Origin of the sequence: Altericista sp. CCNU0014, from assembly GCF_044923475.1 — a bacterium.
GTDB lineage: Bacteria > Cyanobacteriota > Cyanobacteriia > Thermosynechococcales > Thermosynechococcaceae > JAAURS01.
Genome location: NZ_CP137338.1, coordinates 3,896,559 through 3,916,784, shown reverse-complemented (window position 1 = coordinate 3,916,784; position 20,226 = coordinate 3,896,559). Strand labels below are relative to the sequence as shown.

Below are 20,226 nucleotides of genomic sequence, written 5' to 3'. Positions count from 1 at the left end.
GCAAAATTCACAAAATTCAAAGGTAGTCGCTTTAAGTCCGCTCTAATTTCTCAACGTCGCTCTCTTAACAATATGGTTCTGCTAAAGATTGGCTTCATCATCAGTATTACTTTAGTAATTCTGCGCTTCTTGCTGTTTGTTAGGTTGAACCGAGCGAGTTGTCCTCAATGCGGGTATGCCTTGGCGAGGGTAAAACGCAGTGCGTTCGATCGCTTCTGGGGGAGGTTGCTGTTTTTCCCCATCGGGCGGTTTCAGTGCAGCTATTACCGATGCGATTGGGAGGGAATATCCATTCACGTCGGGCGGGTCAACCCCTCCGAATCCGAACCTGCCGAGCTTACCCATCTTAAAAAGCAGGGATTGCAGAACTTAAAACCGCTAGAAAAAAGAACCAAATTTGAGCTTCCCAGATCGTTTAAGTCGGAGCAAAATCTGCTGCGAGCGCTGGAACAAGGTGAATTTTTACTATATTACCAGCCCAGGTTCGAGCTTGAGACCAACGATATTATAGGTATGGAAGCGCTGCTGCGCTGGCAGCATCCAGAAAAAGGGTTGATTTATCCATTGGAATTCATTTCTCTAGCAGAGCAAAGCGATCTGATTTTCTCAATTGGCGAATGGGTTTTTAAGACGGTATGCGCTCAGCTCCAACAATGGCATCGTATGGGACTGCATCCGCTCAACATCTCGATCAACCTTTCTCCACCGCAGTTTTATCATCCCCATTTGGCAAGAATGATTCAGACCATTTTAAGCGACACGGAGCTAGAGCCTCAGGTGCTTGAAATAGAAGTCTCGGAAGCGACAGTCATGCAGTATTTTTCCGCTGCCTCATCGGTATTGCGCTCGTTGCGAGCGCTGGGCGTTCAAACTGCTATGGATCGCTTTGGGGTCAGCAGAATTCCTCGGAAGCAACTCCAGCAGTTGCCTTTGAATATCTTAAAAATCGATCGGCGCTTCATTCGCGAGCTCGGTCTCGATGAGAGAGCCGCTGAAATGGTTCAATCTTCGATTTCGTTGGCGCGGAGTCTCAATCTCGTGGTGATGGCAGAAGGGGTAGAAACGCGAGAGCAACTTCATTTGCTGCGATCGCTAGACTGCCAAGCAGCCCAAGGCTTTTTGTTCGACCGCCCCCTTTCGGTAGACGATGCGACGGATGTGCTGCAGGCCAACTGGTTGGGACGCAGGCAAGAAACTGTTTCGACTTCTGCTGGCAGTTTGAAGGGTTGACAATCGTACCTGCCGGATCGGCAGCCATCCTAAAAGACGTGGCATAATGAAGCGTCCCTACTCAATATGTTGCTGTTGGCTATGGCTTCTGTTTCAGACCTGCCTTCTACCCTGATTCATCCCCTCGCGACAAGTCCAGATAATTTACAGCTTCAGCTTCCCGATCCCGACAACGATGCGATCACGGACCATGACTTTTTAGAACAGGTTGAGACGGTTTGGCAAGTTTGCGATCGCTTTGACCTCCAGACCGAAATTTGGCGCGGGCGCATTCTCAAAGCAGTGCGCGATCGCGAAAAGCGGGGCGGCGAAGGTCGAGGGGTTGGTTTTCTTAACTGGCTGCAAAATCACGAAATTAGTAAAACTCAGGCCTATCGGCTGATGGAGCTGGCAACCAACGCCGACGGCTTCCTCAGTGCTGGAACGCTAGAACTAGAGTCCATGAATCTCTTTAGCAAGTCGGCTTTTTTAGAAACCGCTCAGGCCGAGCCAGAAGTGCAGCAGCTGATTACTGAAGCAGCCCGCGATGGCAAGCGCATTACTCGCCGCGAAGTGCGCCAGCTCTCCGATGATTGGACCGCAATGTCTTCAGGGTTAATTCCAGCAGAAATTAAAACCAAGGCTGCCAACAATACGATTCCCAGCCGCTACCTCGCGCCCCTTGCCCGCGAACTCGAAAAACTCCCGCCCGAACATCAAACCATTTTGCAAGCAGAGCTATCCGAAACCCCTGACGTCGAAACCCTCAAGCAGGTGACGGCAGAGGCTAAATATTTAGCCAAGTATCTAGACTCGGCAGCCCACGTCCAAGCCCTGGAAGATAGCGGGATAGATCTGGAGCAGGCCTTAGAAGAAGCGTTGCGCGTGGGCTGTCTCAACTCGGCTGCCGATCTGGTACATCAGGCCGCCCAACTCGAGCAGACCATGGCAAAGCTCCACACGACTTGGAAGCGCTTGGGCAAACTCTCCGAACGCCTTTATGTCGATAGCGGCGCGAGCACTCCCCACCTTCGAAAGCTGTTGCAGTCGCTGGAGAAGCTGACCGGCGACACGCTAGAACTAGAATGGGGGTCTGGAGACAGCAACCTGCATCCAGTCTCGATCCGCTTTAAGGTTTTGACTGACGTTCATGACCCAGATACCACCCCCTGATACGGGTTCCTGGGACATCTCCGATCCAGGCTTCTATATCCTGACTTGGGGAACCCTCGATCGCTATTTGCTCAAAGCGCTGTGGATGCCGTTTTTATTTGGCGTCAGCGCGTTTCTGGGTATTAGCTTGACATTGGGATCGCTCTTCGATTTGCTGCGCCAAGTCAGCGAGAAGGGTCTTCCCCTATCGGTTGCGGTCCAGGTTTTGGGATTAAAAGTCCCTAGTTTTCTCGCTTTAGCGCTGCCGATGGCGATGTTGCTGGCCTGCTTGGTAGTCTATAACCGCCTGGCACGAACCAACGAAATTACAGCGTTTCGCAGCCTTGGCGTGAGTGCGATTCGGCTAGCGGTGCCGGGGTTGTTGTTGGGGCTGTGGGTGACGTTTCTGACCTTTGCCCTGGGGGAGTTTGTGGTGCCTGCCGCCAATTTTCAAGCGGGGCAATTGATGGATCGGGCGCTCCATGAAGTCAGACCGGCCTTTCGAGATAAAAATATTTTTTATCGGGAATTCGAGCGCGATTCGCTATCGCGAGTCTTCTATGCCCGACGATTCGATGGCGACCTCATGCAGGATCTGACCGTTTTGAGCTTCACCCAAGGGATGTTGACTCAGATTTTGGTTACAGAAGCGGCCCATTGGAACCCTGCAAGCCAAGTCTGGGATTTGCTCGATGGAACGGCCTACGCTCTGAGCGCCGACGCCCAAACCTATCAGGCCATCGATACTTTTGAAAGAACCACGCTTCCCCTTTCTCGCGCTCCGCTCGATTTAGCCACCGAGACTCGCTCTGCCGATGAAATGAGCATTGTCGATACCTACGACTATTGGCGTTTGATTAAAGGCACGGGGGAAGTTAAGTATGCCCGCCAGCTTGCGGTGCGACTTCAGACGAAGCTTTCGTTTCCCTTTATTTGCGTGGTGTTTGCGCTGGTGGGCGCGGCATTGGGACTACAGCAACGGCAGCGTTCCAGTTCGAAGGGATTTGGCCTGAGTCTCGCGATTATTTTTGGGTACTATACCGTTTCGTTTATCGCGCGATCGCTGGGAGAAGCGGGCGTGCTTTCAATTTTTATTGCGGCCTGGCTCCCCACCATTGCAGGTTTTCTGATTGGGGGAAGGCTGCTCTATCAGGCCAATCGCTGAAGTTATTCTGAGGCATTTGTGCCAAACCGATATCCTTTTCCATAAATGGTGCGAATCAATGGCAGCTCCTGAGAATCTTCGATTTTGCGGCGCAAGAGCCGAATGTGGGCCGCTAGGACGTTACTGGTCGGTTTTTCCTCAAGGGGCCACACATTTCGATAAATTTCTTCATGGGTCAGGAGCTGCGGGTGCAACATTAAAAAGGCCAGCAGCCGACATTCTTTCTCTGATAGGGCGATCGCGCGCCCGTTGCGGTAGGCCACTTGGTTTTCGATGTCTAGTTCCAAGCCTTCGGCAACAATGCGCTGATTTTGAATGATATCGCCGCCGCCGTTTTTGAGCCCCAATAGCTCGCCCCGCCGCAGAAGCGCCCGTACCCGCGCGAGCAGTTCCCGAAGCTCGAAGGGTTTTACTAAATAATCATCCGCACCTGCGTCTAATCCCTGCACCCGCGCGTCGAGGGTATCTTTAGCGGTTAAGAATAAGACGGGAGTGGTATCTCCTCGCGATCGCACCTTCTGACACAGCTCGATCCCCGACTGCTTGGGCAGCATCCAATCTAAAATCAGCAGTTCGTAGGGCGTTGCATCGTCCTGCTGTTGCCAAATCATTTTTAGGGCCGTTTCGCCATCGTAGGCAACCTCTACGGCATAGCCCTCTCGCTTGAGCGCGCGACAGAGCGGCTCCGTGAGTTCAACTTCGTCATCTACCAGAAGAATAGCCATAAACTTGGCGATCGCCCTCTATGTCCCTGAAGCCAGAAACCATACGATAATTTTACGATAAGTGTTTTGAGACGCTCATCCAACACCCAACGAACGTAAAGGGATTCGACCGTGCAAGCCAGCAGCTATCGCTTTATTGGCAAAGTAGTCATCGTTTCGGGCCTCATTTCCTTCGCCATTAAAGCCATCGGGCCTCAACTGGCAATACCCAAAACCCCGACCGTCGCAATGGTTTTAGTGTTATTGCCCGCAATCCTCATGGGTCTAGCTTTGGGCCTGCAGTATTCCCTCCAACGCCGCTAGATCGGAAATTTCCAAGCGCGCAGCCACCATCGCTTGCGCGCCTAAATCCGGTTGGGCACCCTTGCGATTGAGCCATACTCCCCGCAGACCGGCAGCGGTAGCCCCTGCGTAATCTTCGGTCCAGCTATCGCCCACATGCCAGGCTTGGGTCGGCAGAACCCGATGTTTTTCGAGGGCCGCCTCAAAGATGGCAGGATCTGGTTTTGCCGCGCCTATCTGAGTTGAAAGGGTGATGGATTGAAACCACGAATCCAATTCTAGGGCCTGAAGCACGGCATAAAGACGGCTATCGAAGTTTGAAATAATGGCCGTTTCGATGCCAAGGGCCTTAACTCTTTCAAGACTTTTTAACGTTTCTGGATATAAAATCCAAGGCGCTGCCGTTTCGAAATAGGTAAAAAGAGGCTGGAAAAATGCGTCGAAATCTTCCAACCCTGACAGCGCGCCCGCGGTCTCGAAACTCTGACAGGCCACCGCGCGCCACCATTCGTACTCTAAACGGAGCAATGCTTGGGGGGACGCGTTTGCAAAGGCCGCGCGGGGCGCAGTTCGAAAACTTTGGATAAAAGCGGTATTGAGTTGCTGGGGATCGACACGAACTCCGGCCTGACGTGCAAACTGAGCGTAGATTTCACCCACGGTTCCGCGTACGTCGAACAGGGTCCCCACGGCATCAAAAAAAATGGTTTGAGGAAGATTCATTCAATGCAACTCAACTTTAAGATCCAATTTAAAGCGTAAACATTTATTGCCGTAAATCCGGCAAACGATCGGTACCGCATCCTATTTTGTCGTTTTTTACCCCTTAGGAGTAGAATGGGGATCGCAGAGGGGATCGATTAGGCTCAATGACCAATTGCACCTAATAAAGAGTCAACTATGTCACCCTGCCCTTCTTGTAAGCAGCCGCTCCACCGGGCGAATCGCAAACCCATCGAGCGCGCGATCAGCTATGTTTTTCCCGTCATTCGATATCAGTGTTACAACCACGCCTGTCGCTGGCGAGGGCTGCGCTTTGCCATAGAAGCACATCCTTTCTATGGAAAAAATCGCAGGTCCAGGAATGCAGTCAGCAAATCCTAGCGTAAAATTTAAGGCTCGCGTCTGGGCGCTGCGACGGGAAAATTAACCTAAAAGTGCTTTAGCATCTGCAATGCTTTGGCGAATGGCATTTGCGGATGCTTGGAGCGCCTGTTGCTCGCGATCTAAGAGTTCTAGCTCCAAAACTTGGTTGACCCCGCCGCGACCCAGGCAAGCCGGAACGCCGATGAACAGGTCGGAAAGTCCGTACTCTCCATTGAGGTAAACGGCAGCGGGCAAGATGCGCGCGCGATCGTAGAGGATAGATTCCACCATGGCGCAGGCGGAGGACGCTGGCGCGAAGTAGGCGCTACCTGCTTGCATCAAACTGACAATTTCGGCTCCGCCGTTGCGGGTGCGTTCCACCAAACGTTCGATCGTGGCTTCACTCATGAGTTCTGTGATGGGAATGCCGCTGACGGTAGAGTAGCGTGGTAGCGGAACCATCAAGTCGCCGTGGCCGCCCAGCACCATCGCATTGACGTCTACGATCGAGACGTTTAGCTCTAGGGCAATAAAGGTACCAAATCGAGCAGCATCTAGCACTCCAGCCATTCCCAAAATGCGATGGCTTGGAATTTTAGCGGCTTCCCAGGCCAGATAAGTCATGACGTCGAGGGGGTTCGTCACTACGAGCACGATCGCCTCGGGGGAATGGGCGATCGCCTGTTTCACCACATCCACGACGATACCAGCGTTGATTTTGAGCAGGTCGTCGCGGCTCATGCCGGGCTTGCGGGCAATTCCGGCAGCGATGACAATTAGGTCGGAGTTTTGGGTCTGGGTATAGTCGTCGGTGCCGAGAATGGTGCGATCGTGTCGTTCGACACCGCGGGCTTCCATCAGATCTAAGGCTAAGCCTTTGGGGCGTCCGGGCTGAACGTCGAGCAGAACGACATCGGCCAGGTTTTTTTCGACGAGGCGTTGACCTAGGGTACTGCCGACATTGCCTGCCCCAATAATGGAAACAAGGGCGGATTGGGAGCAGAATGAGGCGGTTGCGGTCATGACGATCGTCTCAGGATATTCGGATGGGATGAATCGCAGCGCTCAGTCGCCATCGCCGCTGCACGCTCTTACTTCACGGCCTCGAGCTGATCTACTGCCAGCCACACCGTAGGCGTGGGCACCAAGAATTTAATTTGGGCGTAGTTGCCGCTGAGTTCTACCACTTCCCCGGTGCCGTCAAAGACGTAGGGGGGGAGGCGGCGATCGCTGGCCTGAGCTTCGATACTGTTCTCAAATTTTTCGCGGAGGAGGCGGACTAAATCGCCTTTCTTAATAGCCATAGCGGTACGTTATATCGGCTGCTTTCAGTCTCTATTGTACTCGCAGGGCGAAGGTTCTTTTGAATTGGATCCCCTCGGTCCTCGACCCGCTACTTTCGCTCGATCGCCCCAGCCCTGAAGAAGATCGCGCCGCAATGGGTCGGACACTTAGAGCATCTTGCGGTCCTGGCAAAATCGGATCCTTGCCAAGCCCCGACCTAGAGAGAGTTTCTAGATTTTTGTCAATTTTATTTGACAAAACTTTACAATCTTGTTACATTAATTTCATGAAAGTTTACAAAGCCTGCAAAACGCAGAACGAGGAAGCCAATGCACACCACCCAAGACGAACGTGGCCTGTTAAATAACTTTGCCGTTGAGCCAACCCTTTATTTTGCTGAAGTTCCTTCGCGCGAGCAGCAGCGCCAATACTGGATTCAAGGGGTTGCGGCCATTGCTTTTGTAGGAACGCTTCTGGGTATAGCGCTAGCGGTTAGCTAAGGCACAGCCGCTGAAAGTTGACTGACATTGCAGATGAAAATATTGAGAGGTGTATTTCGATGTTTGCCCCTATTGTGATTGCGTTAAAAAACTGGCTCGGCACTAAAGCGTTCGATCGCACGCGCGGTAAGGCGATCGCCCTTCACGCTCGGGTTATTACAGCTGTCTGCAATCGCTTTGGGGTAGACAGTAGCTACCGTCAAAACCTCATTCGCTTGGCAAAGAACCACGGAAAGCAGTTAGGACTGCTGGCTTAGCTGAATTCGTTGAATCCGTTGAATTTGTTGAATCGCTCAGATAAATACTCGAAAACTCAGGAGACAGGATTATGATGACGTTATTAATTTCGGTAATTGTATTGGGCTGGGCCGCTGCGGCGATCCTAGGCACTCAAGCCTACTTCCGAGGCGAACAGACCAAGCCCATTCACGAACGCAACTGGCGATCGGCTTCGTTCGAGCGACTTGCGACATCCTTTACAGGTCAAGAGACAGATTACACCCAGCGTACGCCTGGCTTCGTTGTTGCAGATGCCTTTACGAGTTCGACGCTCTCTAGCAAGTAAGCGCTATTTCTAGGCCGAAGCACCATCGCTAGGGTCGAGTTTTTCTCGGCTCTAGCGATTTTTGGCGGATGGGGGAGCGCTGTTCGAGTGGGACAAGGGGGGTTAGCGTTAAGATGATTGGGGAACTGCGATCCAGCAAGCGCTCCGCGCTCTAGCGTTGGCGTCCCTTCCCTGCTACATCTTTGGGAGACTCCCGTGAAGGAAAGCTACAACGACAACCTCTTCGATCGGTTATTTATTTGGCTGTTTTCGCGCAAAATGGCGATCGCCATCGGAACGGGGACGGTGAAGTCTGGCTATGACGGCTTTGTCGATCTGTCGCAGCAGATCGTGCGAGGTCGCAATGCCGCCCAGCAACAGGAGGTCGTATCTGTCGTTTTGAGATCTTTAGTGCCGGCTCCAGTCTTGAAACTGATTCGGACTTTTTTCTCGCCTACGCAGGTTGTCTGCGAGTTGAATGCCTGGTTTGCAACGGTTTTATTCGAGTGGCTCGTAGGGCCCTGCGAAGTTAGGGCGGTTGATGTGACAGACGAGAGCGGTCGGCCTAGATCGCAGCGCAGTGGGGTTCACATTAAAAAATGTCGATACCTGGAGCAAAGCGGCTGCGTGGGAATGTGCATCAACATGTGTAAGTTGCCCACCCAATCTTTTTTTACCCAAGAATTTGGGATTCCGCTGACGATGACGCCTAATTTTGAAGATCTCAGTTGCGAGATGGCGTTTGGGCAGCTTCCTCCGCCTCTAGAAACCGAGGCGGCCTACCATCAGCCTTGCTTGATCGGGCAGTGCGTCACGGCAGCTGCAGTCCCGGCTTGTCCGAAGGTGCGCGAGTGATTGCCGCTTAGGGCTTTTTTTCGAGTTTGCTGTCCGATCGCGCTGCTGTAATTTGCTTGAGATAGGATTCCAAGGGAACGGTTTGGGTCATGTTGGCCAGCGCTGCTTCGATCTCGGCTAAGTATTCGCAGCCAAAACGCTCTTGGGTAGACAGCACGCGTTTTAAGGCGTCAACAATGGTTTGTTCGCAGGCTGTTGGGCTCAACCCTTGTTGATGGCCGACCATCAACTGACGTAGAAAATAAGCATAGCCGCCTGCCATCAGCCCCAGCAGAAGGGCGTTGTCGTGTCTTAATGCGTCTAGTTCTTGCTGTAAATCTTCTGGTATCTTAACGGAGTCGGTCACGGCGATCGCCCTACAAAGGTCGTGTCTCTGTCAACTTTGAATTTTAAGAATGTGTCTTACAACAGGTCTCAGCCAGCAGTACCAAACATTTTTTAGTTTAAACCATCCGTACTTCAAAACATTAATGGGGTTCAAACGCTGCGGGAAAAAGCGAACGAACTTCGAGTAAGGTTTGCCATCGCGAGCCATCACAAAATACGGCGGCTCTACAAGCGGATCGAAGCAGTTTAAGGGCAAGCACTCAACCACGTACGACCAGCGAGATTCATTAGAGGTGTTGGGAGTGGTACAGTGTAGCAGCAATGACGAAAAGATCGCTATATCGCCTGGTTTTGCTTCGATAAAAAGAGATTTATTGGGAGGTTTTTCGCAGACAAAGAAGCCGTCTACATATTTATGGGGCAAGATCTTCTGATTTGCAGAATAGTTGTCTGACTGAACTAAAAGCCCGCCATTCTCAAGGGTCATTTTTGTCAGCGGAATCCATACTTGATAGTAGGTATGTTTGAGTCGAGTATATCCATTATCCTGATGCCATGGCATCATACTCGCGCCTGGATCTTTAGATATTGCCTGATCGAATCGCACCCAAATATTGGCTCCAACGATCTGGGACAGTAAATCTACAACCTTAGACTGGGCGATTAAGTCTCGAATTTTATGATTGCGATTTAGAAAGTGAGTGTGAAACTGCAATCGATTTTGGTCCCATCTAAAAGTATTCTCCTCTATGTCAGAAAGTTTAATATTTTCCCATAAGTTATCTATCTCATCTTTAGAGAAAAAATCTTTACAAAAGATATAGCCCTGCCGCTCAAATTCTTCTCGCCGACTCTTAATTTCCATCTTTAATGACCGATCGAACATTATTGTTTGCGATAGATGGGGTTCTTGTCAGAGCGGGCTAGACCTTTGGGGAAGGGGGCAACTGGTACAAAATTTTTATGCGTCCATTCATATTGAATTTTGAGCTGCCCGCAAACTGGCTGGACGATCTGACGTTTTGGATGGGAGGTATAAATCTCTGGTGCATTCATAGCCTCTGCGATCGCCTTGCGTCAGCCGGGTAAGTAAAAAAAATGCAATATGATAGTGAACGAGTTAAGAAAATATAGATAATGCGATGAGTCGTTCTAGCTAAAGACTTTAGAACGGGCGTCGAGTTAAGTCAAGTTATTTAAAGGTTCTAAGGCTACGGTTGCTGTAATGCTAAAGCATCTCGAGCTAATGGCGATCGCAGTAATTTTCTCTGGCTGCTCCGATCTGAACGCCAGGCTCAGGCATTTAGGTTGCTTGGGAGCAGCAGCAGCGATCGTACCTTCGATCGGCAACGCTCGGTATTGCCCAAATCTGGAAGCGACGGATCTGCACAGAGCAATTGAAAACCTTAGCTGTCGCTTCGAGCTGCAGTGAAAGACGGGTTGGAGGGATATCAAGGGCAACGCAATTGTATTGCTTTCTACTGAAAGTAACCGAATTATTTCTTTTGGCGGGTGCGCCTTTACGAAGGATGGATTTATCCTCTTAAGGAAGAACTAAATATTTAACTCGCGCATGTCACTAAAAATTAAGGTTTCTAATACTATCGATCCTGGTTCTGTGGAAGGCATTACAAACGCCATTAATACCGTCGACCCAACCCTAGATGTAGACGTCGATCTGACCTCTCAGACCGTTACAATTCAGCCCAAAGATCCGAATATGGCTGTGGCTTCTGAAGAATCCATTCGGCAAGCAGTGACTGCTGCCGGTTACTCGATTCGATCTTGAATCGTTCTTCAAGCTTTATCGCAGTGTTGGTGTAGCAAAAGCCTTAAGAGCGATAGGAACAAACTTATCTCGATCCATCAAATAACCACCACGCTTATTTTAGTTGCTGGTGGTTTTCATACATAAAATATTAAAAAATAAATTATTTCAAGACTTTCTTAAAAAGGTGATTCGTGGAACGGACGTTCGGGTTGAGGGGAAAAGTCATTGCATTGAGCGGCCTCAATTCTCAAAACAACAGAAGGGTTGACAGCACATTGCAAATAAGAATTTCTTGAATAAAATTGACATTGTTCGCAAGGAATTTTAGAGGAATATTGGGATAGAACTCGCGTATCTTTCGAGCGCTTTATTTTTCTATATGCAATTCCAAATAGCGAAAAGGTTAAGCTAAATACAGTAAGGATTAGCGCTTCAGAGGTGAATGAATTTTTATTATATAATAGTGGGGCCCGTTCAGAAGAAGGAACTTGCGATTCATGGCTAGAACTTTCGTTTATCTGTTTTTTAAGGGTCGTCGTTCTCCTTAAAAAATCATTTGAGCGCTGTTGCATTAAATTTCCCTCATGTTAAGAGCTGCAAAGTTTCTATTAATGTTGATAATGGAAAGCTGCTTGGGCTGATATCTGGCGCGATCGGTGACGAGTTACCGATCCGTACTAATGCCGAAATTTTGCTAAAAAGTGGCGAAACCTTCGTGTGATACTTGCGATTCATCGCCCAGTGCGCGATCGCATCTAAAAACTCTAAGACTCGATCTACCGCACAATTGAGAGCTGTCTCAGCTTGATAACTGGACAAGACGCGCGAACTGCGGAAGTTAAGACAGTTTGGATGCTCTAGCCGTCAGTCATACAGGTTATTCCGAAAGATATGACTGGCGCGATCGCGTTTGCAGGGTAACGATAATTACCGCTCGTTCGCAATCGAGATGTTTCCATGATAGGCCAATTGCACTGCAAATGCTTGAGGAAATCTCAACACAAAATAATGCAATTTAATCTGATTTTTTCTGTCCAAAAATACCACGGAATCTTCGCAATCTTCGATCTTCTAATTGTGCAGAAGAATAATACTGCTTTTGGTTTACTAATACACCTTTTGGACTTTGTAATGAACTAATCTTATAACCTGATATTTATGCTGAGCATCCATCCTTTGGCGTGCATCTCAATAGTCGAATGGGAAGATGACAGCTTCGACAGCAATGATTCTTCTGGCTGGGTTGCGGGAGCTGAGGGTTCCTCTTACATGTTGCGATCGTGCGTTTTGACGTGGAAGATCGACGGTGGTAACCCAGTGACTGCGGAGGTTATGCTGTAAAAGCTACGGGTTGAGTTCGTTAAAATCTATTATGTCTCGATACTCTATTCAGGAATTTCTCAATACCTCGTCTCAAAAGGATCGCGGACAAGGCACTTTTGAACTGGAAAGCCCGCATTTGCTAGAGGTGAAATTAAAGGGCAGAGTCTGGACAAAGGTAGGAGCGATGATTGGCTACTGGGGAAATGTCACGTTTAAGCGCGAAGGGATTCTAGAACACGGATTGGGAAACTTGATGAAAAAGATGGTTTCCGGCGAAGGGATGTCTCTCATGAAAATGGATGGCACGGGACAAATTTACTTGGCCGATAAAGGCAAACGAATTCACATCCTGAATCTTGAAAATGAAACCATTTTTGTGAATGGTAATGACGTGTTGGCAATGGAGAATTCGATAAAGTGGGAAATCAAGCTAATGCGACGCATTGCAGGTATGGCGACGGGTGGACTCTTCAACATTCGCTTGTCGGGCACGGGAATGGTTGCAATTACAACCCATTACGAGCCATTGGCGTTGAAGGTTAGACCGGGTATACCCGTGTTCTCCGACCCGAATGCAACGGTAGCTTGGGCGGGTTCGCTGGAACCAGAAATTGTGACTGATTTTACTTTGGGTACTTTTTTAGGTCGCGGTAGTGGGGAGGCAATTCAGTTGAAGTTTGAGGGGAATGGCTGGGTCGTTTTGCAACCTTACGAGGAAGCCTACTTCCAAGAAGGAAGTAACTAAATAACTCTGCGAGCGATCGCCACCCCAAACCCATGTGTTGCCGCACTCTCTCCCGCGCGCCCTCCTTTTTCCTAGATCGCTCTGCAACTCGCGATCGCCCCAACCCCTCACTCCTCCAACAACAACAGCCGCATCGGATCGAGGTGAACTCGCCAGGGTGACGGTCGATCCTTGAGTAAAACCCACTTTTCCTTAAAGACCTCCGCCTGTAAATGATAATCGCTCGGATGGTTCGGTTCGGACAGGATTTTGAGAAACAATGTCATGCGGTGCGGCGTTTCGCTCGTTCCCGCTAACCAGCAGTCAAATATATTGGGCGGTAAAGGTTTGCGACCTTCCAAGTCAGCGCGATCGCCAACCTCCGTCCTGCCAGTCTCCGCCTCGCCAGCATCTGAAGAACGACTGGGACAATGCCGTGCTTCTTCGCAATAAAACCCTTGAATCGCAGAAGTGGGTAAGGACTGTTGACCGTATCCCGGTGCTTCCAAGAACACAATCTGATGGGCGCGAATCCCCACCTGAACCAGGCGCTCTGGAATCGCTTCTATTACCTCCAGCGTGCAGCCCCAATCCACCGCCTCCACCCTGCATGCATCTCGCACTCTCGCTCGCGAAAAATTTTTGCACCCGGTTAATTGCGCCACGCTGACCGTTTGGGGATGCTCGAAAATTCGATGCTTGGGTTCCTGGGCGATCGCCCGTCCGCCCTCCAACACCAATAACTCCTCGCAAACCCGATAGGCTTCTTCTAGATTGTGGGTCACAAACAGCGATACACCCTGATAGGAAGCCAGATTGGCGATCGTCAGCTTTTCCATGCGATCGCGCAGGTGAGTATCGAGGGCTGAAAAGGGTTCGTCCAACAAAAGCGCTTCCGGGCGACTGGCGAGGGCGCGAGCGAGGGCAACCCGCTGCTGTTGCCCGCCAGAGAGTTGATGGGGGTAGCGCTGTCCTAGCTCTTCGAGTTGCACGGCAACCAGTTGTGCGGCGACTTCTTGCTTGATGCTGGCCTTTGGTAGCCCTTTGGGCAGACCGAAGGCAATATTTTGAGCCACAGTGAGGTGGGGGAACAGTGCGTAATTTTGGAACAAAAAACCAATCCGGCGATCGCGGCTAGGGATATTAATCCCTTGTCGAGCATCGAACAACACGCGCCCGTTGAGGACAATGCGTCCGGTCGTTGGCGTTTCAATTCCGGCAATACAGCGCAGGATCAAACTTTTCCCCGCACCCGACGCGCCCAAAAGTCCTAAGGTTTGCTGGTCGGCTGCGAAGGCGACCTCTAAGTCAAAGTCGGCAAGTTGTTTGCGAATGTCGACCGTCAGACTTGCATCGTTTCGTGCAGGTGAACCGGAGTCTTTGGCCAGCGATGGCTTGAGACGAGTTCTGGGGCCGGAGGTGAAAGGTCTTTCGATCGCGGACCTACGCCGTCCCTGCCAGAAATTGGCACCGATAATCCCAGACAAAGAAATACCAATAATGACCAGCGACCAAAACAAGGCATCTTGAAATGCGCCCCCTTCCACGGCAAAGTAGATTGCCATCGGAATGGTCTGAGTTTGGCCGGGAATGTTGCCTGCAAGCATGAGCGTTGCACCGAATTCCCCTAGGGCGCGAGCAAAGGCAAGGGTAGTGCCCGCTAGAATTCCCGGTAGCGCTAGAGGAAAAGTAATGCGCCAGAAGATCTCCACTTCCGAGGCGCCGAGCGTGCGAGCAGCGCGTAGCAAGTTCGCATCGATTTGCTCGAAGGCCCCGAGTGCGGTTTTGTACATTAATGGAAAGGCCACTACAGTTGCTGTAACCACGGCGGCATACCAAGTAAAGACGATCGCCCAATCGGCGGGCAGCAGTTGCCCCAGGGGACCGTTTTTGCCTAACAGCAACAGCAGCACAAAACCGACCACCGTAGGCGGCAAAATCAACGACGAGATGAAGAGTCCTTCGATCGGCGATCGCCCCTTTCCGCGATAGCCCAGCATCCAATAGGCTGCTGCTAGCCCCAACCCGAAGGTGATGAGGGTGGCTAGAGATGCAGTTTTGAGCGAAATCCATAGGGGAGAGAGATCGGAGGGCATAGCGTTATCGCTCCGTCAGATTAGGGCGTACCAAAACCGTAAGCTCTAAACGCGGTCTTGGCGGCATCGCTCGACAAAAACTGCACGTAGGCTTTCGCTGCCGCTGCATTTTTACTGCCTTTGAGCACCGCCACTGGGTAGATAATGGGCGAATGTAACCTTGTAGGGGCGATCGCCGCTTGTTTGATGCGGTTGGACAGCTTGGCATCGGTCCTATACACAACCCCCGCATCGACATTGCCACTCTCGACTGCCGACAGAACGCTGCGGACGTTATTGCCAAACACGAGTTTAGATTTGAGCTGGCCTAGAAGGCCCAGGTTTTTGAATACTTCCTCAGCATATTGCCCGACAGGGACGCTACGCGGCTCGCCGACTGCGATCTTGTTGGCCTTAACCAGTTGCCGAAATCCACTCAAACCCAGCGTGGAATTGAGCGGGACGATCAGCACCAGCCGATTGGAAAGGAGATTGCGACGCGTCCCGTTGAGGATTAGCCCTTTGCCCTGGAGCGCGTTCATTTGTTTTTGGGCTGCCGACACAAAAACATCGACGGGCGCGCCCTGTTCGATTTGCTGCTGGAGCGCGCCGGACGAACCAAAGTTATAGGTGAGTTTGACGCTGGGGTTAGCTTGGGCAAAGCGCGGTTCTATTGCTTTGAGCGCTGTTTGCAGGCTGGCCGCTGCTGAAACGAGGAGGGTACTATTGGCTTGGGCCGATGGGGGGCCAAACAAACGTGGGGCGATCGCCATGGACACTAGACCCGCTCCTGCGGCGATCGCCATCAGCAATAGAACTTTTCGTCTTTTCATTCTGCGTTATTCCTCACACCAACGAATACGGAAAGCATCAAGGCATTCCAATCCCCCACGAATTCTGAAATTGGGGCAGTAGAATTCAGCGGGTTAGCAATTGACATGAGATGTCCTTCACTGTAGCGCACTGTTTTACAACTGCATGGGGTAACAGATCTTTCGCCCGCAATTTCAAGGGAAATATCCCGCCCAGGGGGCGATAGATGCGGATTGTTGCATTACAGGCGTTGCAGCCCAAGGATTGCAAAGCGCGGCTAATATCGACCATTTCGTGCAGGATTTGGCCGTACAGGAAGGTATTGGGACAGCTAATGGTCAGCACGGGCACTTCAGAGCGCCATACAATTCGCCAATCGCAGCGAGAGAGTAGGTTCTGCAAGGAGCGATCGCAGCGGTGGTAGAAGTGCTGCTGGGCAAAAGATGCGCGATCTTTCGGCGCGATCTTTGCTTGCTGGACGTCGGGAGCGGGCGATCGCCAACGGCGGGTAAATGTGGGTAGGTACATCTAAGCGTCCTCCATGGGAGCGTGGGTGTAGCAGTTCTTCGGACAGACCCGCGAACAAGCCTGACAACCAATGCAATATTCTGGGTGAACGATAGACATAACCTTTCGTTCGATCTCGTCGTCATCGTCATCTTCGACAAATTCGCCGTCTTCATTGAGGGCGCGCAGCATGAGTACATCCCGCCCGCAGGCTTTGAAACAGCGCCCGCAGCCGATGCAGGTTTTCTGATTGATTTCCCGGACAAACTGAGGCGTCCAGGCTGTTCTACCGAGTGTCAACCCTGTGAGTGTTGCCATGGTTCGTTTCCTCCAATACGGTTTGGGTTGAGAGACATTCGTTAGGATGGCTCCATTCGTCTGTCGTCTCGCGGGAGTGATGCAGCATGAAAATTAGCGCTCGAAATACCCTCAAGGGCAAAGTGACTGGACTGGTACCGGGGGCTGTGAATACGGAGGTCGCGCTCGAAGTTGCCCCAGGGGTTACGGTGGTTGCAATTATCACCAAGTCCTCGGCAGAAAGCCTCGGATTAGCTGAGGGGAAGGAAGTCTACGCCGTCATCAAGTCCAGCGATGTCATGGTGGCCGTGGACTGACGCGAGGGCGATCGCACTCAGACGAGGTAGGCTTCCTGGTGGGTGCGAATCGTGCAGTCGGAGCGCGGGTAGGCCACGCACAGTAGCACAAACCCTTTACTCATTTGTTCGTCGTCTAAAAAGACTTGATCTGACTGATCGATTTCGCCTTCAACCACTTTGCCGACGCAGCTAGAGCAGGAACCGGACTGACAGGAAAAGGGCAGTTCGATCCCAGCTTCTTCAGCGGCAGTCAGGATATAGGTGTCGTCTTCGACAGGAATGGTAATATCCAATTCCTTCTTTTTGTTGATGAGGTGTACTTGATAGGTCGTCATGGCTGGAACCTCCAAAATCCAGGGATGAGAGAATAGGAATTGCAGTTTAACTACAGGGCACTGCCGCAGGGGTACAATCGCCAGCGGTAAAGGATTGACCGCAGCCGCAGGTATCGGTGGCATTGGGATTGCTAAACTTAAATCCGCTTTCGATTAATCCTTCGACATAATCGATCGTGACCCCATTGAGTAAGGGAGCGCTTTGGGGGTCGATGTAAACCTTAACCCTGCCTCGATCGACCACGAGATCTTCGGCTTGGGGTGCCGTTGCAATATCGAGGGTGTAGGAGTAACCGCTACAGCCGCCATCGGCAACGCCGACGCGAATCCCTTGGTGGGGATTGTCTTTGTCAGCGGAGCCTTGCAGGAAGGCCCGGAGACGAAATTCTGCTTTTTCAGTTAGGGTGAGGCTCATGGAAGTTCTCCTAAATCAAAAAGTGGACAATTAACAAGGACTCTACTTTTATTTCCATCAGATCTATCTAGACTGCCACTAGCGCGGGAGTATGTTCGAGGCACTCTACGGGCTGAGGTTTACATCCACAGACAGGACAATCGGGGTCGTGGTAGGTGCGATGTTTGGCAAACTCCAAACTGTCTAGGTTCATGGTGAGCAGTTGCGATCGCAAAAATTGCCCTACCCCCGTAATCACCTTGATGGCCTCCAGGGCCGTCAAACAGGCCAGCGTCCCGGATACTGCGCCCAACACCCCAAACCCGCGCCGATCCCAGTCGGGTTTTTCAGGAAAGAGGCAGGATAAGCAAGGGGTTTGACCGGGAATCACCGTGGTCAGATAGGCTTCCATGCCGTTCATGGCGGCTTCTACCATGGGTTTGCCCCAGCGCACGCAGGCGGCGTTGAGCAAGTCGCGTTCGGGGAAGTTATGGGCGCAGTCGAGGGCCAGATCTGCCGATCGCACCAAGTCGTCGGCGTTGTGAGGGGTGACGTACTCGCAGATTGCTTCCACTTCCAGGTCGGGGTTGATGGCCTGGAGGGTTTCCTGAGCCTTGAACACTCGCGGCTGACCTACCCAATCGTCGGTCATTAAGACCTGGCGATTCATGTCGTCCAGCCGGAGGGTGCCGCCCCGCACCAGGATGAGCTTACCCACGCCCGCAACCGCTAAGTAAAGGGCGGCGGTTCCGCCCAAGCCGCCGACGCCAGTCACCAGAACGGTTGAGGCTTTCAGGCGTTCTTGGGCCTCTCGGCCAAATCCAGGCAGCATCATCTGGCGACGGTAGCGTTCGAGTTCGATAGGGTTTAGGGGTTCCACGGTACTTCTCCTCTCAACTAGACTGGGCTGCTGCGGTCCAGGGACTGATAAACCCTCCAACCCTGCATTAGCCCCCCCTGCCCCCCAATTCTGGGGAGAGAAATGCAAGATCTCGGTTTATTTCCCCCCAAACTTGGGGGGCTAGGGGGGCGAGTGCAACGTCTTCGGCGTTTCTAAAACTCGTGCGTATACCGCAGCTTTTTAGGAGCGGGGAATCGCCGACAAGTTACTAGTGCACGATGACCATATCCTTCAACATCACGACGTTTTGCGGCTTTTGATTGAAGACCTTGAAGAGTTTTTGCTCCAGGGCATTGGAGGATAAAAAGACTTCGTAGGCAGACTCCAGCGCCGCGCGATATTCGTCGAGGCGATCGCCCTCGGTCGTGGCGGTAGAGGCCGCATCGATATTGCGGATCGCTTCAGCAAACTTTTTGAGAATATGCAGGCGGTTGACATTTACTACTTGCGGGTCGTAGGGCAATTCGAAAAACTCGAAGTATTGCTCGGCATCCACAATCCGATCGAATTCAGCTAATGTTCGTTTCATGTTTTTTGCTCCAGAGTGACGAGTTGTTGTTTGAGATCGTCGATTTGGCGAAAGATTTCGTAGGTTTGGGCGGCGACTTCCATTAAATTTTGGTAGTCCGTGGGTAAACCTTCGGCGAGATCGTGGAGATCCATTTTCATCTGGCCTGCTTTGCTATTCAGGCGCTTGATCTGGGTTTTCAGCGCATCCGCTGTCAGGGCAACGGGTTCGGATTGGGTCGAGACGACCATAGACACCTCACAATTGACGAACTTCAGGAAAGCGCTCGGCTAAGGTAATGCCAGATTCAATCAGCTTGTCCCCCTCGGCAGCGAGCTTTTCAAGGGACTCGAAGCCGAAGCGTTGGGCATCGCGCAGGGTACGGGATACAATCAACAACTTGCCGGAAAAGACCAGTGCCCAACCAAACCCTTCGTGGCTCAGATCGATGACCACCTGGGACAGCGCTCCGGTTTTTTCTTCGATGCAGGCGGCGATCGCCCGATAAAAGGCCAAAATCCGACCTTTGGTGAAGGGTTCGACTTCGCCTTCCACGGAGATCTCCCGTTTTTGGGCTTTGCTCACCACATAGGGTTTGAGGAGTAACTCATTGGACCAATTGCGGTAGGTGCCGTAGGGGTCGTTGGCGCGGATTTGCTGGGCGATCGCCTTCAAAAAGGGCGAATCGGCAACGACAACGGGGGCGGTTTCGGTGACGGTGGTGCTCATACGGTTACTTCTTCCTCTACTTCAAGATCGTCAAAACTAGAATTTGCTTGCAATAAGGCTTTGCGGAGCCAGGGCGGGGGATTGCCCTTCAGGGTTTGCACCAGTCGGGTCAAGATATCGGTTATTTCTTGTTCCTCGGACTGGGCTTTGATGGGGGTAATCTTTTTCTTAATCAACCGTGCGGCGGCGCTTCCGCCAATGGCCGACACGTAGACGATGGTGCAGCCGTAGAGGGCTTCAATTTTGGGTAGAAGCTTATCTTCGTTGCCGTCTTCCTTGAGGTCGCCCTCAAAGGTAAGGGTTTCTAAAAACTTGTACCCTTCGGCGCTCACGTCGTACAGGTCGATCTTTTTCGCCCATCCAAAGTGGGCGTTGATGTGGACGCGATCGCTCGTCGTAAAGGCAATTTTCATGGGTAAAT

The 20,226-nt window shown here is 51.5% G+C and carries 30 protein-coding genes; 12 read left to right on the top strand and 18 right to left on the bottom strand.

All coding sequences use genetic code 11. The annotated features are described in order from the left end of the window. Positions 1-72: 72 nt before the first annotated feature. From R6H26_RS18735 to R6H26_RS18725, 3 genes are all read left to right on the top strand, one after another. The gene (locus R6H26_RS18735; protein WP_404784555.1) at positions 73-1,230 is read left to right on the top strand and encodes a putative bifunctional diguanylate cyclase/phosphodiesterase; all 1,158 of its coding nucleotides are present in this window, start codon (positions 73-75) and stop codon (positions 1,228-1,230) included. Positions 1,231-1,311: 81 nt separating this feature from the next. Then, positions 1,312-2,382, top strand: a complete 1,071-nt coding sequence (locus tag R6H26_RS18730) for a hypothetical protein (RefSeq protein WP_404784554.1) — start codon at positions 1,312-1,314, stop codon at positions 2,380-2,382. After that, positions 2,360-3,526 carry an LptF/LptG family permease gene (locus R6H26_RS18725; RefSeq protein ID WP_404784553.1) on the top strand — a complete coding sequence of 389 codons (1,167 nt, stop codon included), beginning with the start codon at positions 2,360-2,362 and terminating at the stop codon, positions 3,524-3,526. The genes R6H26_RS18730 and R6H26_RS18725 overlap by 23 nt, the downstream gene beginning before the upstream one ends. 2 nt (positions 3,527-3,528) lie before the next feature. Here R6H26_RS18725 and R6H26_RS18720 read toward each other — a convergent pair whose 3' ends face one another. Further along, entirely contained in the window at positions 3,529-4,251 is a 723-nt protein-coding gene (locus R6H26_RS18720; protein WP_404784551.1) for a response regulator transcription factor, read from the bottom strand. Positions 4,252-4,362: 111 nt separating this feature from the next. Here R6H26_RS18720 and R6H26_RS18715 point away from each other — a divergent pair, with 111 nt between their 5' ends. Continuing rightward, positions 4,363-4,554, top strand: coding sequence for a hypothetical protein (locus R6H26_RS18715; protein WP_404784550.1), 192 nt, complete (start codon positions 4,363-4,365; stop codon positions 4,552-4,554). Here the strand turns inward: R6H26_RS18715 and R6H26_RS18710 are convergent. From R6H26_RS18710 to R6H26_RS18700, 3 genes are all read right to left on the bottom strand, one after another. After that, a complete protein-coding gene (locus R6H26_RS18710; RefSeq protein ID WP_404784549.1) occupies positions 4,516-5,256 on the bottom strand; it encodes an HAD-IA family hydrolase in 741 nt (246 codons plus the stop codon). The genes R6H26_RS18715 and R6H26_RS18710 overlap by 39 nt on opposite strands. A gap of 423 nt (positions 5,257-5,679) precedes the next feature. Beyond that, positions 5,680-6,642 carry a malate dehydrogenase gene (gene mdh / locus R6H26_RS18705; protein WP_404784547.1) on the bottom strand — a complete coding sequence of 321 codons (963 nt, stop codon included), beginning with the start codon at positions 6,640-6,642 and terminating at the stop codon, positions 5,680-5,682. Between the two features lie 68 nt (positions 6,643-6,710). After that, a complete protein-coding gene (locus tag R6H26_RS18700) occupies positions 6,711-6,923 on the bottom strand; it encodes an NAD(P)H-quinone oxidoreductase subunit O (protein WP_404784546.1) in 213 nt (70 codons plus the stop codon). A 309-nt stretch (positions 6,924-7,232) separates the two neighbouring features. Here R6H26_RS18700 and psb34 point away from each other — a divergent pair, with 309 nt between their 5' ends. The 4 genes from psb34 to R6H26_RS18680 all read left to right on the top strand — a co-directional run bounded on the left by psb34 (position 7,233) and on the right by R6H26_RS18680 (position 8,802). Next, a complete protein-coding gene (psb34, locus tag R6H26_RS18695; RefSeq protein WP_404784544.1) occupies positions 7,233-7,403 on the top strand; it encodes a photosystem II assembly protein Psb34 in 171 nt (56 codons plus the stop codon). A 59-nt stretch (positions 7,404-7,462) separates the two neighbouring features. After that, entirely contained in the window at positions 7,463-7,660 is a 198-nt protein-coding gene (locus R6H26_RS18690) for an electron transporter (RefSeq protein WP_404784542.1), read from the top strand. Positions 7,661-7,731: 71 nt separating this feature from the next. Further along, on the top strand, positions 7,732-7,968 hold the full coding sequence (locus R6H26_RS18685; protein ID WP_404784540.1) for a photosystem II protein, Psb35-related: 237 nt from the start codon (positions 7,732-7,734) through the stop codon (positions 7,966-7,968). A gap of 195 nt (positions 7,969-8,163) precedes the next feature. Next, the gene (locus tag R6H26_RS18680) at positions 8,164-8,802 is read left to right on the top strand and encodes a DUF4033 domain-containing protein (protein ID WP_404784538.1); all 639 of its coding nucleotides are present in this window, start codon (positions 8,164-8,166) and stop codon (positions 8,800-8,802) included. Positions 8,803-8,809: 7 nt separating this feature from the next. Here R6H26_RS18680 and R6H26_RS18675 read toward each other — a convergent pair whose 3' ends face one another. The 3 genes from R6H26_RS18675 to R6H26_RS18665 are packed head-to-tail and all read right to left on the bottom strand — an operon-like array spanning position 8,810 to position 10,185. Beyond that, positions 8,810-9,148 (bottom strand): hypothetical protein, encoded by a 339-nt coding sequence (locus tag R6H26_RS18675; RefSeq protein WP_404784536.1) that lies wholly within the window; start codon positions 9,146-9,148, stop codon positions 8,810-8,812. 30 nt (positions 9,149-9,178) lie between these two features. After that, complete coding sequence (locus tag R6H26_RS18670; RefSeq protein ID WP_404784534.1) at positions 9,179-9,994, bottom strand: phytanoyl-CoA dioxygenase family protein; 816 nt, start codon at positions 9,992-9,994, stop codon at positions 9,179-9,181. A 20-nt stretch (positions 9,995-10,014) separates the two neighbouring features. Then, positions 10,015-10,185, bottom strand: coding sequence for a hypothetical protein (locus tag R6H26_RS18665; RefSeq protein WP_404784533.1), 171 nt, complete (start codon positions 10,183-10,185; stop codon positions 10,015-10,017). A 169-nt stretch (positions 10,186-10,354) separates the two neighbouring features. Between R6H26_RS18665 and R6H26_RS18660 the strand changes: the two genes are divergently transcribed. The 3 genes from R6H26_RS18660 (at position 10,355) to R6H26_RS18650 (ending at position 12,968) form a co-directional block, all read left to right on the top strand. Beyond that, positions 10,355-10,561, top strand: a complete 207-nt coding sequence (locus R6H26_RS18660) for a hypothetical protein (protein ID WP_404784531.1) — start codon at positions 10,355-10,357, stop codon at positions 10,559-10,561. A gap of 141 nt (positions 10,562-10,702) precedes the next feature. Further along, complete coding sequence (locus tag R6H26_RS18655; protein ID WP_404784529.1) at positions 10,703-10,918, top strand: heavy-metal-associated domain-containing protein; 216 nt, start codon at positions 10,703-10,705, stop codon at positions 10,916-10,918. 1,354 nt (positions 10,919-12,272) lie between these two features. Beyond that, on the top strand, positions 12,273-12,968 hold the full coding sequence (locus R6H26_RS18650) for an AIM24 family protein (RefSeq protein WP_404784527.1): 696 nt from the start codon (positions 12,273-12,275) through the stop codon (positions 12,966-12,968). 107 nt (positions 12,969-13,075) lie between these two features. On the opposite strand, the gene modB is transcribed toward R6H26_RS18650, so the two are convergent. The 4 genes from modB to fdxB all read right to left on the bottom strand — a co-directional run bounded on the left by modB (position 13,076) and on the right by fdxB (position 16,660). Beyond that, positions 13,076-15,043, bottom strand: coding sequence for a molybdate ABC transporter permease subunit (modB, locus tag R6H26_RS18645; RefSeq protein WP_404784525.1), 1,968 nt, complete (start codon positions 15,041-15,043; stop codon positions 13,076-13,078). A 20-nt stretch (positions 15,044-15,063) separates the two neighbouring features. After that, positions 15,064-15,855, bottom strand: a complete 792-nt coding sequence (modA, locus tag R6H26_RS18640; protein ID WP_404784523.1) for a molybdate ABC transporter substrate-binding protein — start codon at positions 15,853-15,855, stop codon at positions 15,064-15,066. 85 nt (positions 15,856-15,940) lie between these two features. Beyond that, a complete protein-coding gene (locus tag R6H26_RS18635) occupies positions 15,941-16,363 on the bottom strand; it encodes a hypothetical protein (protein WP_404784521.1) in 423 nt (140 codons plus the stop codon). Beyond that, positions 16,364-16,660, bottom strand: a complete 297-nt coding sequence (gene fdxB / locus R6H26_RS18630) for a ferredoxin III, nif-specific (RefSeq protein ID WP_404784520.1) — start codon at positions 16,658-16,660, stop codon at positions 16,364-16,366. A gap of 86 nt (positions 16,661-16,746) precedes the next feature. Between fdxB and R6H26_RS18625 the strand changes: the two genes are divergently transcribed. Beyond that, positions 16,747-16,956, top strand: a complete 210-nt coding sequence (locus tag R6H26_RS18625; protein WP_404784518.1) for a molybdopterin-binding protein — start codon at positions 16,747-16,749, stop codon at positions 16,954-16,956. Between the two features lie 17 nt (positions 16,957-16,973). Here the strand turns inward: R6H26_RS18625 and R6H26_RS18620 are convergent, their stop codons facing one another. From R6H26_RS18620 to nifX, 7 genes are all read right to left on the bottom strand, one after another. Continuing rightward, the gene (locus R6H26_RS18620; protein WP_404784517.1) at positions 16,974-17,273 is read right to left on the bottom strand and encodes a 2Fe-2S iron-sulfur cluster-binding protein; all 300 of its coding nucleotides are present in this window, start codon (positions 17,271-17,273) and stop codon (positions 16,974-16,976) included. Positions 17,274-17,319: 46 nt separating this feature from the next. After that, positions 17,320-17,688 carry a HesB/IscA family protein gene (locus R6H26_RS18615; protein ID WP_404784515.1) on the bottom strand — a complete coding sequence of 123 codons (369 nt, stop codon included), beginning with the start codon at positions 17,686-17,688 and terminating at the stop codon, positions 17,320-17,322. Positions 17,689-17,755: 67 nt separating this feature from the next. After that, on the bottom strand, positions 17,756-18,547 hold the full coding sequence (locus R6H26_RS18610) for a HesA/MoeB/ThiF family protein (protein ID WP_404784514.1): 792 nt from the start codon (positions 18,545-18,547) through the stop codon (positions 17,756-17,758). A 229-nt stretch (positions 18,548-18,776) separates the two neighbouring features. Beyond that, positions 18,777-19,097: a nitrogenase-stabilizing/protective protein NifW gene (gene nifW, locus R6H26_RS18605; protein ID WP_404784513.1), complete on the bottom strand. Its 321-nt coding sequence runs from the start codon at positions 19,095-19,097 to the stop codon at positions 18,777-18,779. After that, the gene (locus R6H26_RS18600) at positions 19,094-19,327 is read right to left on the bottom strand and encodes a CCE_0567 family metalloprotein (protein WP_404784511.1); all 234 of its coding nucleotides are present in this window, start codon (positions 19,325-19,327) and stop codon (positions 19,094-19,096) included. The genes nifW and R6H26_RS18600 overlap by 4 nt, the downstream gene beginning before the upstream one ends. Positions 19,328-19,334: 7 nt before the next feature. Further along, a complete protein-coding gene (locus tag R6H26_RS18595) occupies positions 19,335-19,805 on the bottom strand; it encodes a NifX-associated nitrogen fixation protein (protein WP_404784509.1) in 471 nt (156 codons plus the stop codon). After that, positions 19,802-20,218: a nitrogen fixation protein NifX gene (gene nifX / locus R6H26_RS18590; protein WP_404784507.1), complete on the bottom strand. Its 417-nt coding sequence runs from the start codon at positions 20,216-20,218 to the stop codon at positions 19,802-19,804. Before nifX ends, R6H26_RS18595 begins: the two co-directional genes overlap by 4 nt. Positions 20,219-20,226 lie beyond the last annotated feature (8 nt).

Bases quoted from the DNA above. Each gene is read 5' to 3' on its own strand.
- R6H26_RS18700 (WP_404784546.1), bottom strand. From the start codon at position 6,923: ATGGCTATTAAGAAAGGCGATTTAGTCCGCCTCCTCCGCGAAAAATTT.
- R6H26_RS18670 (WP_404784534.1), bottom strand. From the start codon at position 9,994: ATGGAAATTAAGAGTCGGCGAGAAGAATTTGAGCGGCAGGGCTATATC.
- R6H26_RS18600 (WP_404784511.1), bottom strand. From the start codon at position 19,327: ATGGTCGTCTCGACCCAATCCGAACCCGTTGCCCTGACAGCGGATGCG.
- R6H26_RS18710 (WP_404784549.1), bottom strand. From the start codon at position 5,256: ATGAATCTTCCTCAAACCATTTTTTTTGATGCCGTGGGGACCCTGTTC.
- modB (WP_404784525.1), bottom strand. From the start codon at position 15,043: ATGCCCTCCGATCTCTCTCCCCTATGGATTTCGCTCAAAACTGCATCT.
- R6H26_RS18665 (WP_404784533.1), bottom strand. From the start codon at position 10,185: ATGAATGCACCAGAGATTTATACCTCCCATCCAAAACGTCAGATCGTC.
- R6H26_RS18725 (WP_404784553.1), top strand. From the start codon at position 2,360: ATGACCCAGATACCACCCCCTGATACGGGTTCCTGGGACATCTCCGAT.
- nifW (WP_404784513.1), bottom strand. From the start codon at position 19,097: ATGAAACGAACATTAGCTGAATTCGATCGGATTGTGGATGCCGAGCAA.
- R6H26_RS18635 (WP_404784521.1), bottom strand. From the start codon at position 16,363: ATGTACCTACCCACATTTACCCGCCGTTGGCGATCGCCCGCTCCCGAC.
- R6H26_RS18720 (WP_404784551.1), bottom strand. From the start codon at position 4,251: ATGGCTATTCTTCTGGTAGATGACGAAGTTGAACTCACGGAGCCGCTC.
- R6H26_RS18595 (WP_404784509.1), bottom strand. From the start codon at position 19,805: ATGAGCACCACCGTCACCGAAACCGCCCCCGTTGTCGTTGCCGATTCG.
- R6H26_RS18730 (WP_404784554.1), top strand. From the start codon at position 1,312: ATGGCTTCTGTTTCAGACCTGCCTTCTACCCTGATTCATCCCCTCGCG.
- R6H26_RS18735 (WP_404784555.1), top strand. From the start codon at position 73: ATGGTTCTGCTAAAGATTGGCTTCATCATCAGTATTACTTTAGTAATT.
- R6H26_RS18650 (WP_404784527.1), top strand. From the start codon at position 12,273: ATGTCTCGATACTCTATTCAGGAATTTCTCAATACCTCGTCTCAAAAG.
- fdxB (WP_404784520.1), bottom strand. From the start codon at position 16,660: ATGGCAACACTCACAGGGTTGACACTCGGTAGAACAGCCTGGACGCCT.
- nifX (WP_404784507.1), bottom strand. From the start codon at position 20,218: ATGAAAATTGCCTTTACGACGAGCGATCGCGTCCACATCAACGCCCAC.
- R6H26_RS18620 (WP_404784517.1), bottom strand. From the start codon at position 17,273: ATGACGACCTATCAAGTACACCTCATCAACAAAAAGAAGGAATTGGAT.
- R6H26_RS18655 (WP_404784529.1), top strand. From the start codon at position 10,703: ATGTCACTAAAAATTAAGGTTTCTAATACTATCGATCCTGGTTCTGTG.
- R6H26_RS18685 (WP_404784540.1), top strand. From the start codon at position 7,732: ATGATGACGTTATTAATTTCGGTAATTGTATTGGGCTGGGCCGCTGCG.
- mdh (WP_404784547.1), bottom strand. From the start codon at position 6,642: ATGACCGCAACCGCCTCATTCTGCTCCCAATCCGCCCTTGTTTCCATT.
- R6H26_RS18615 (WP_404784515.1), bottom strand. From the start codon at position 17,688: ATGAGCCTCACCCTAACTGAAAAAGCAGAATTTCGTCTCCGGGCCTTC.
- modA (WP_404784523.1), bottom strand. From the start codon at position 15,855: ATGAAAAGACGAAAAGTTCTATTGCTGATGGCGATCGCCGCAGGAGCG.
- R6H26_RS18690 (WP_404784542.1), top strand. From the start codon at position 7,463: ATGTTTGCCCCTATTGTGATTGCGTTAAAAAACTGGCTCGGCACTAAA.
- R6H26_RS18625 (WP_404784518.1), top strand. From the start codon at position 16,747: ATGAAAATTAGCGCTCGAAATACCCTCAAGGGCAAAGTGACTGGACTG.
- R6H26_RS18660 (WP_404784531.1), top strand. From the start codon at position 10,355: ATGCTAAAGCATCTCGAGCTAATGGCGATCGCAGTAATTTTCTCTGGC.
- psb34 (WP_404784544.1), top strand. From the start codon at position 7,233: ATGCACACCACCCAAGACGAACGTGGCCTGTTAAATAACTTTGCCGTT.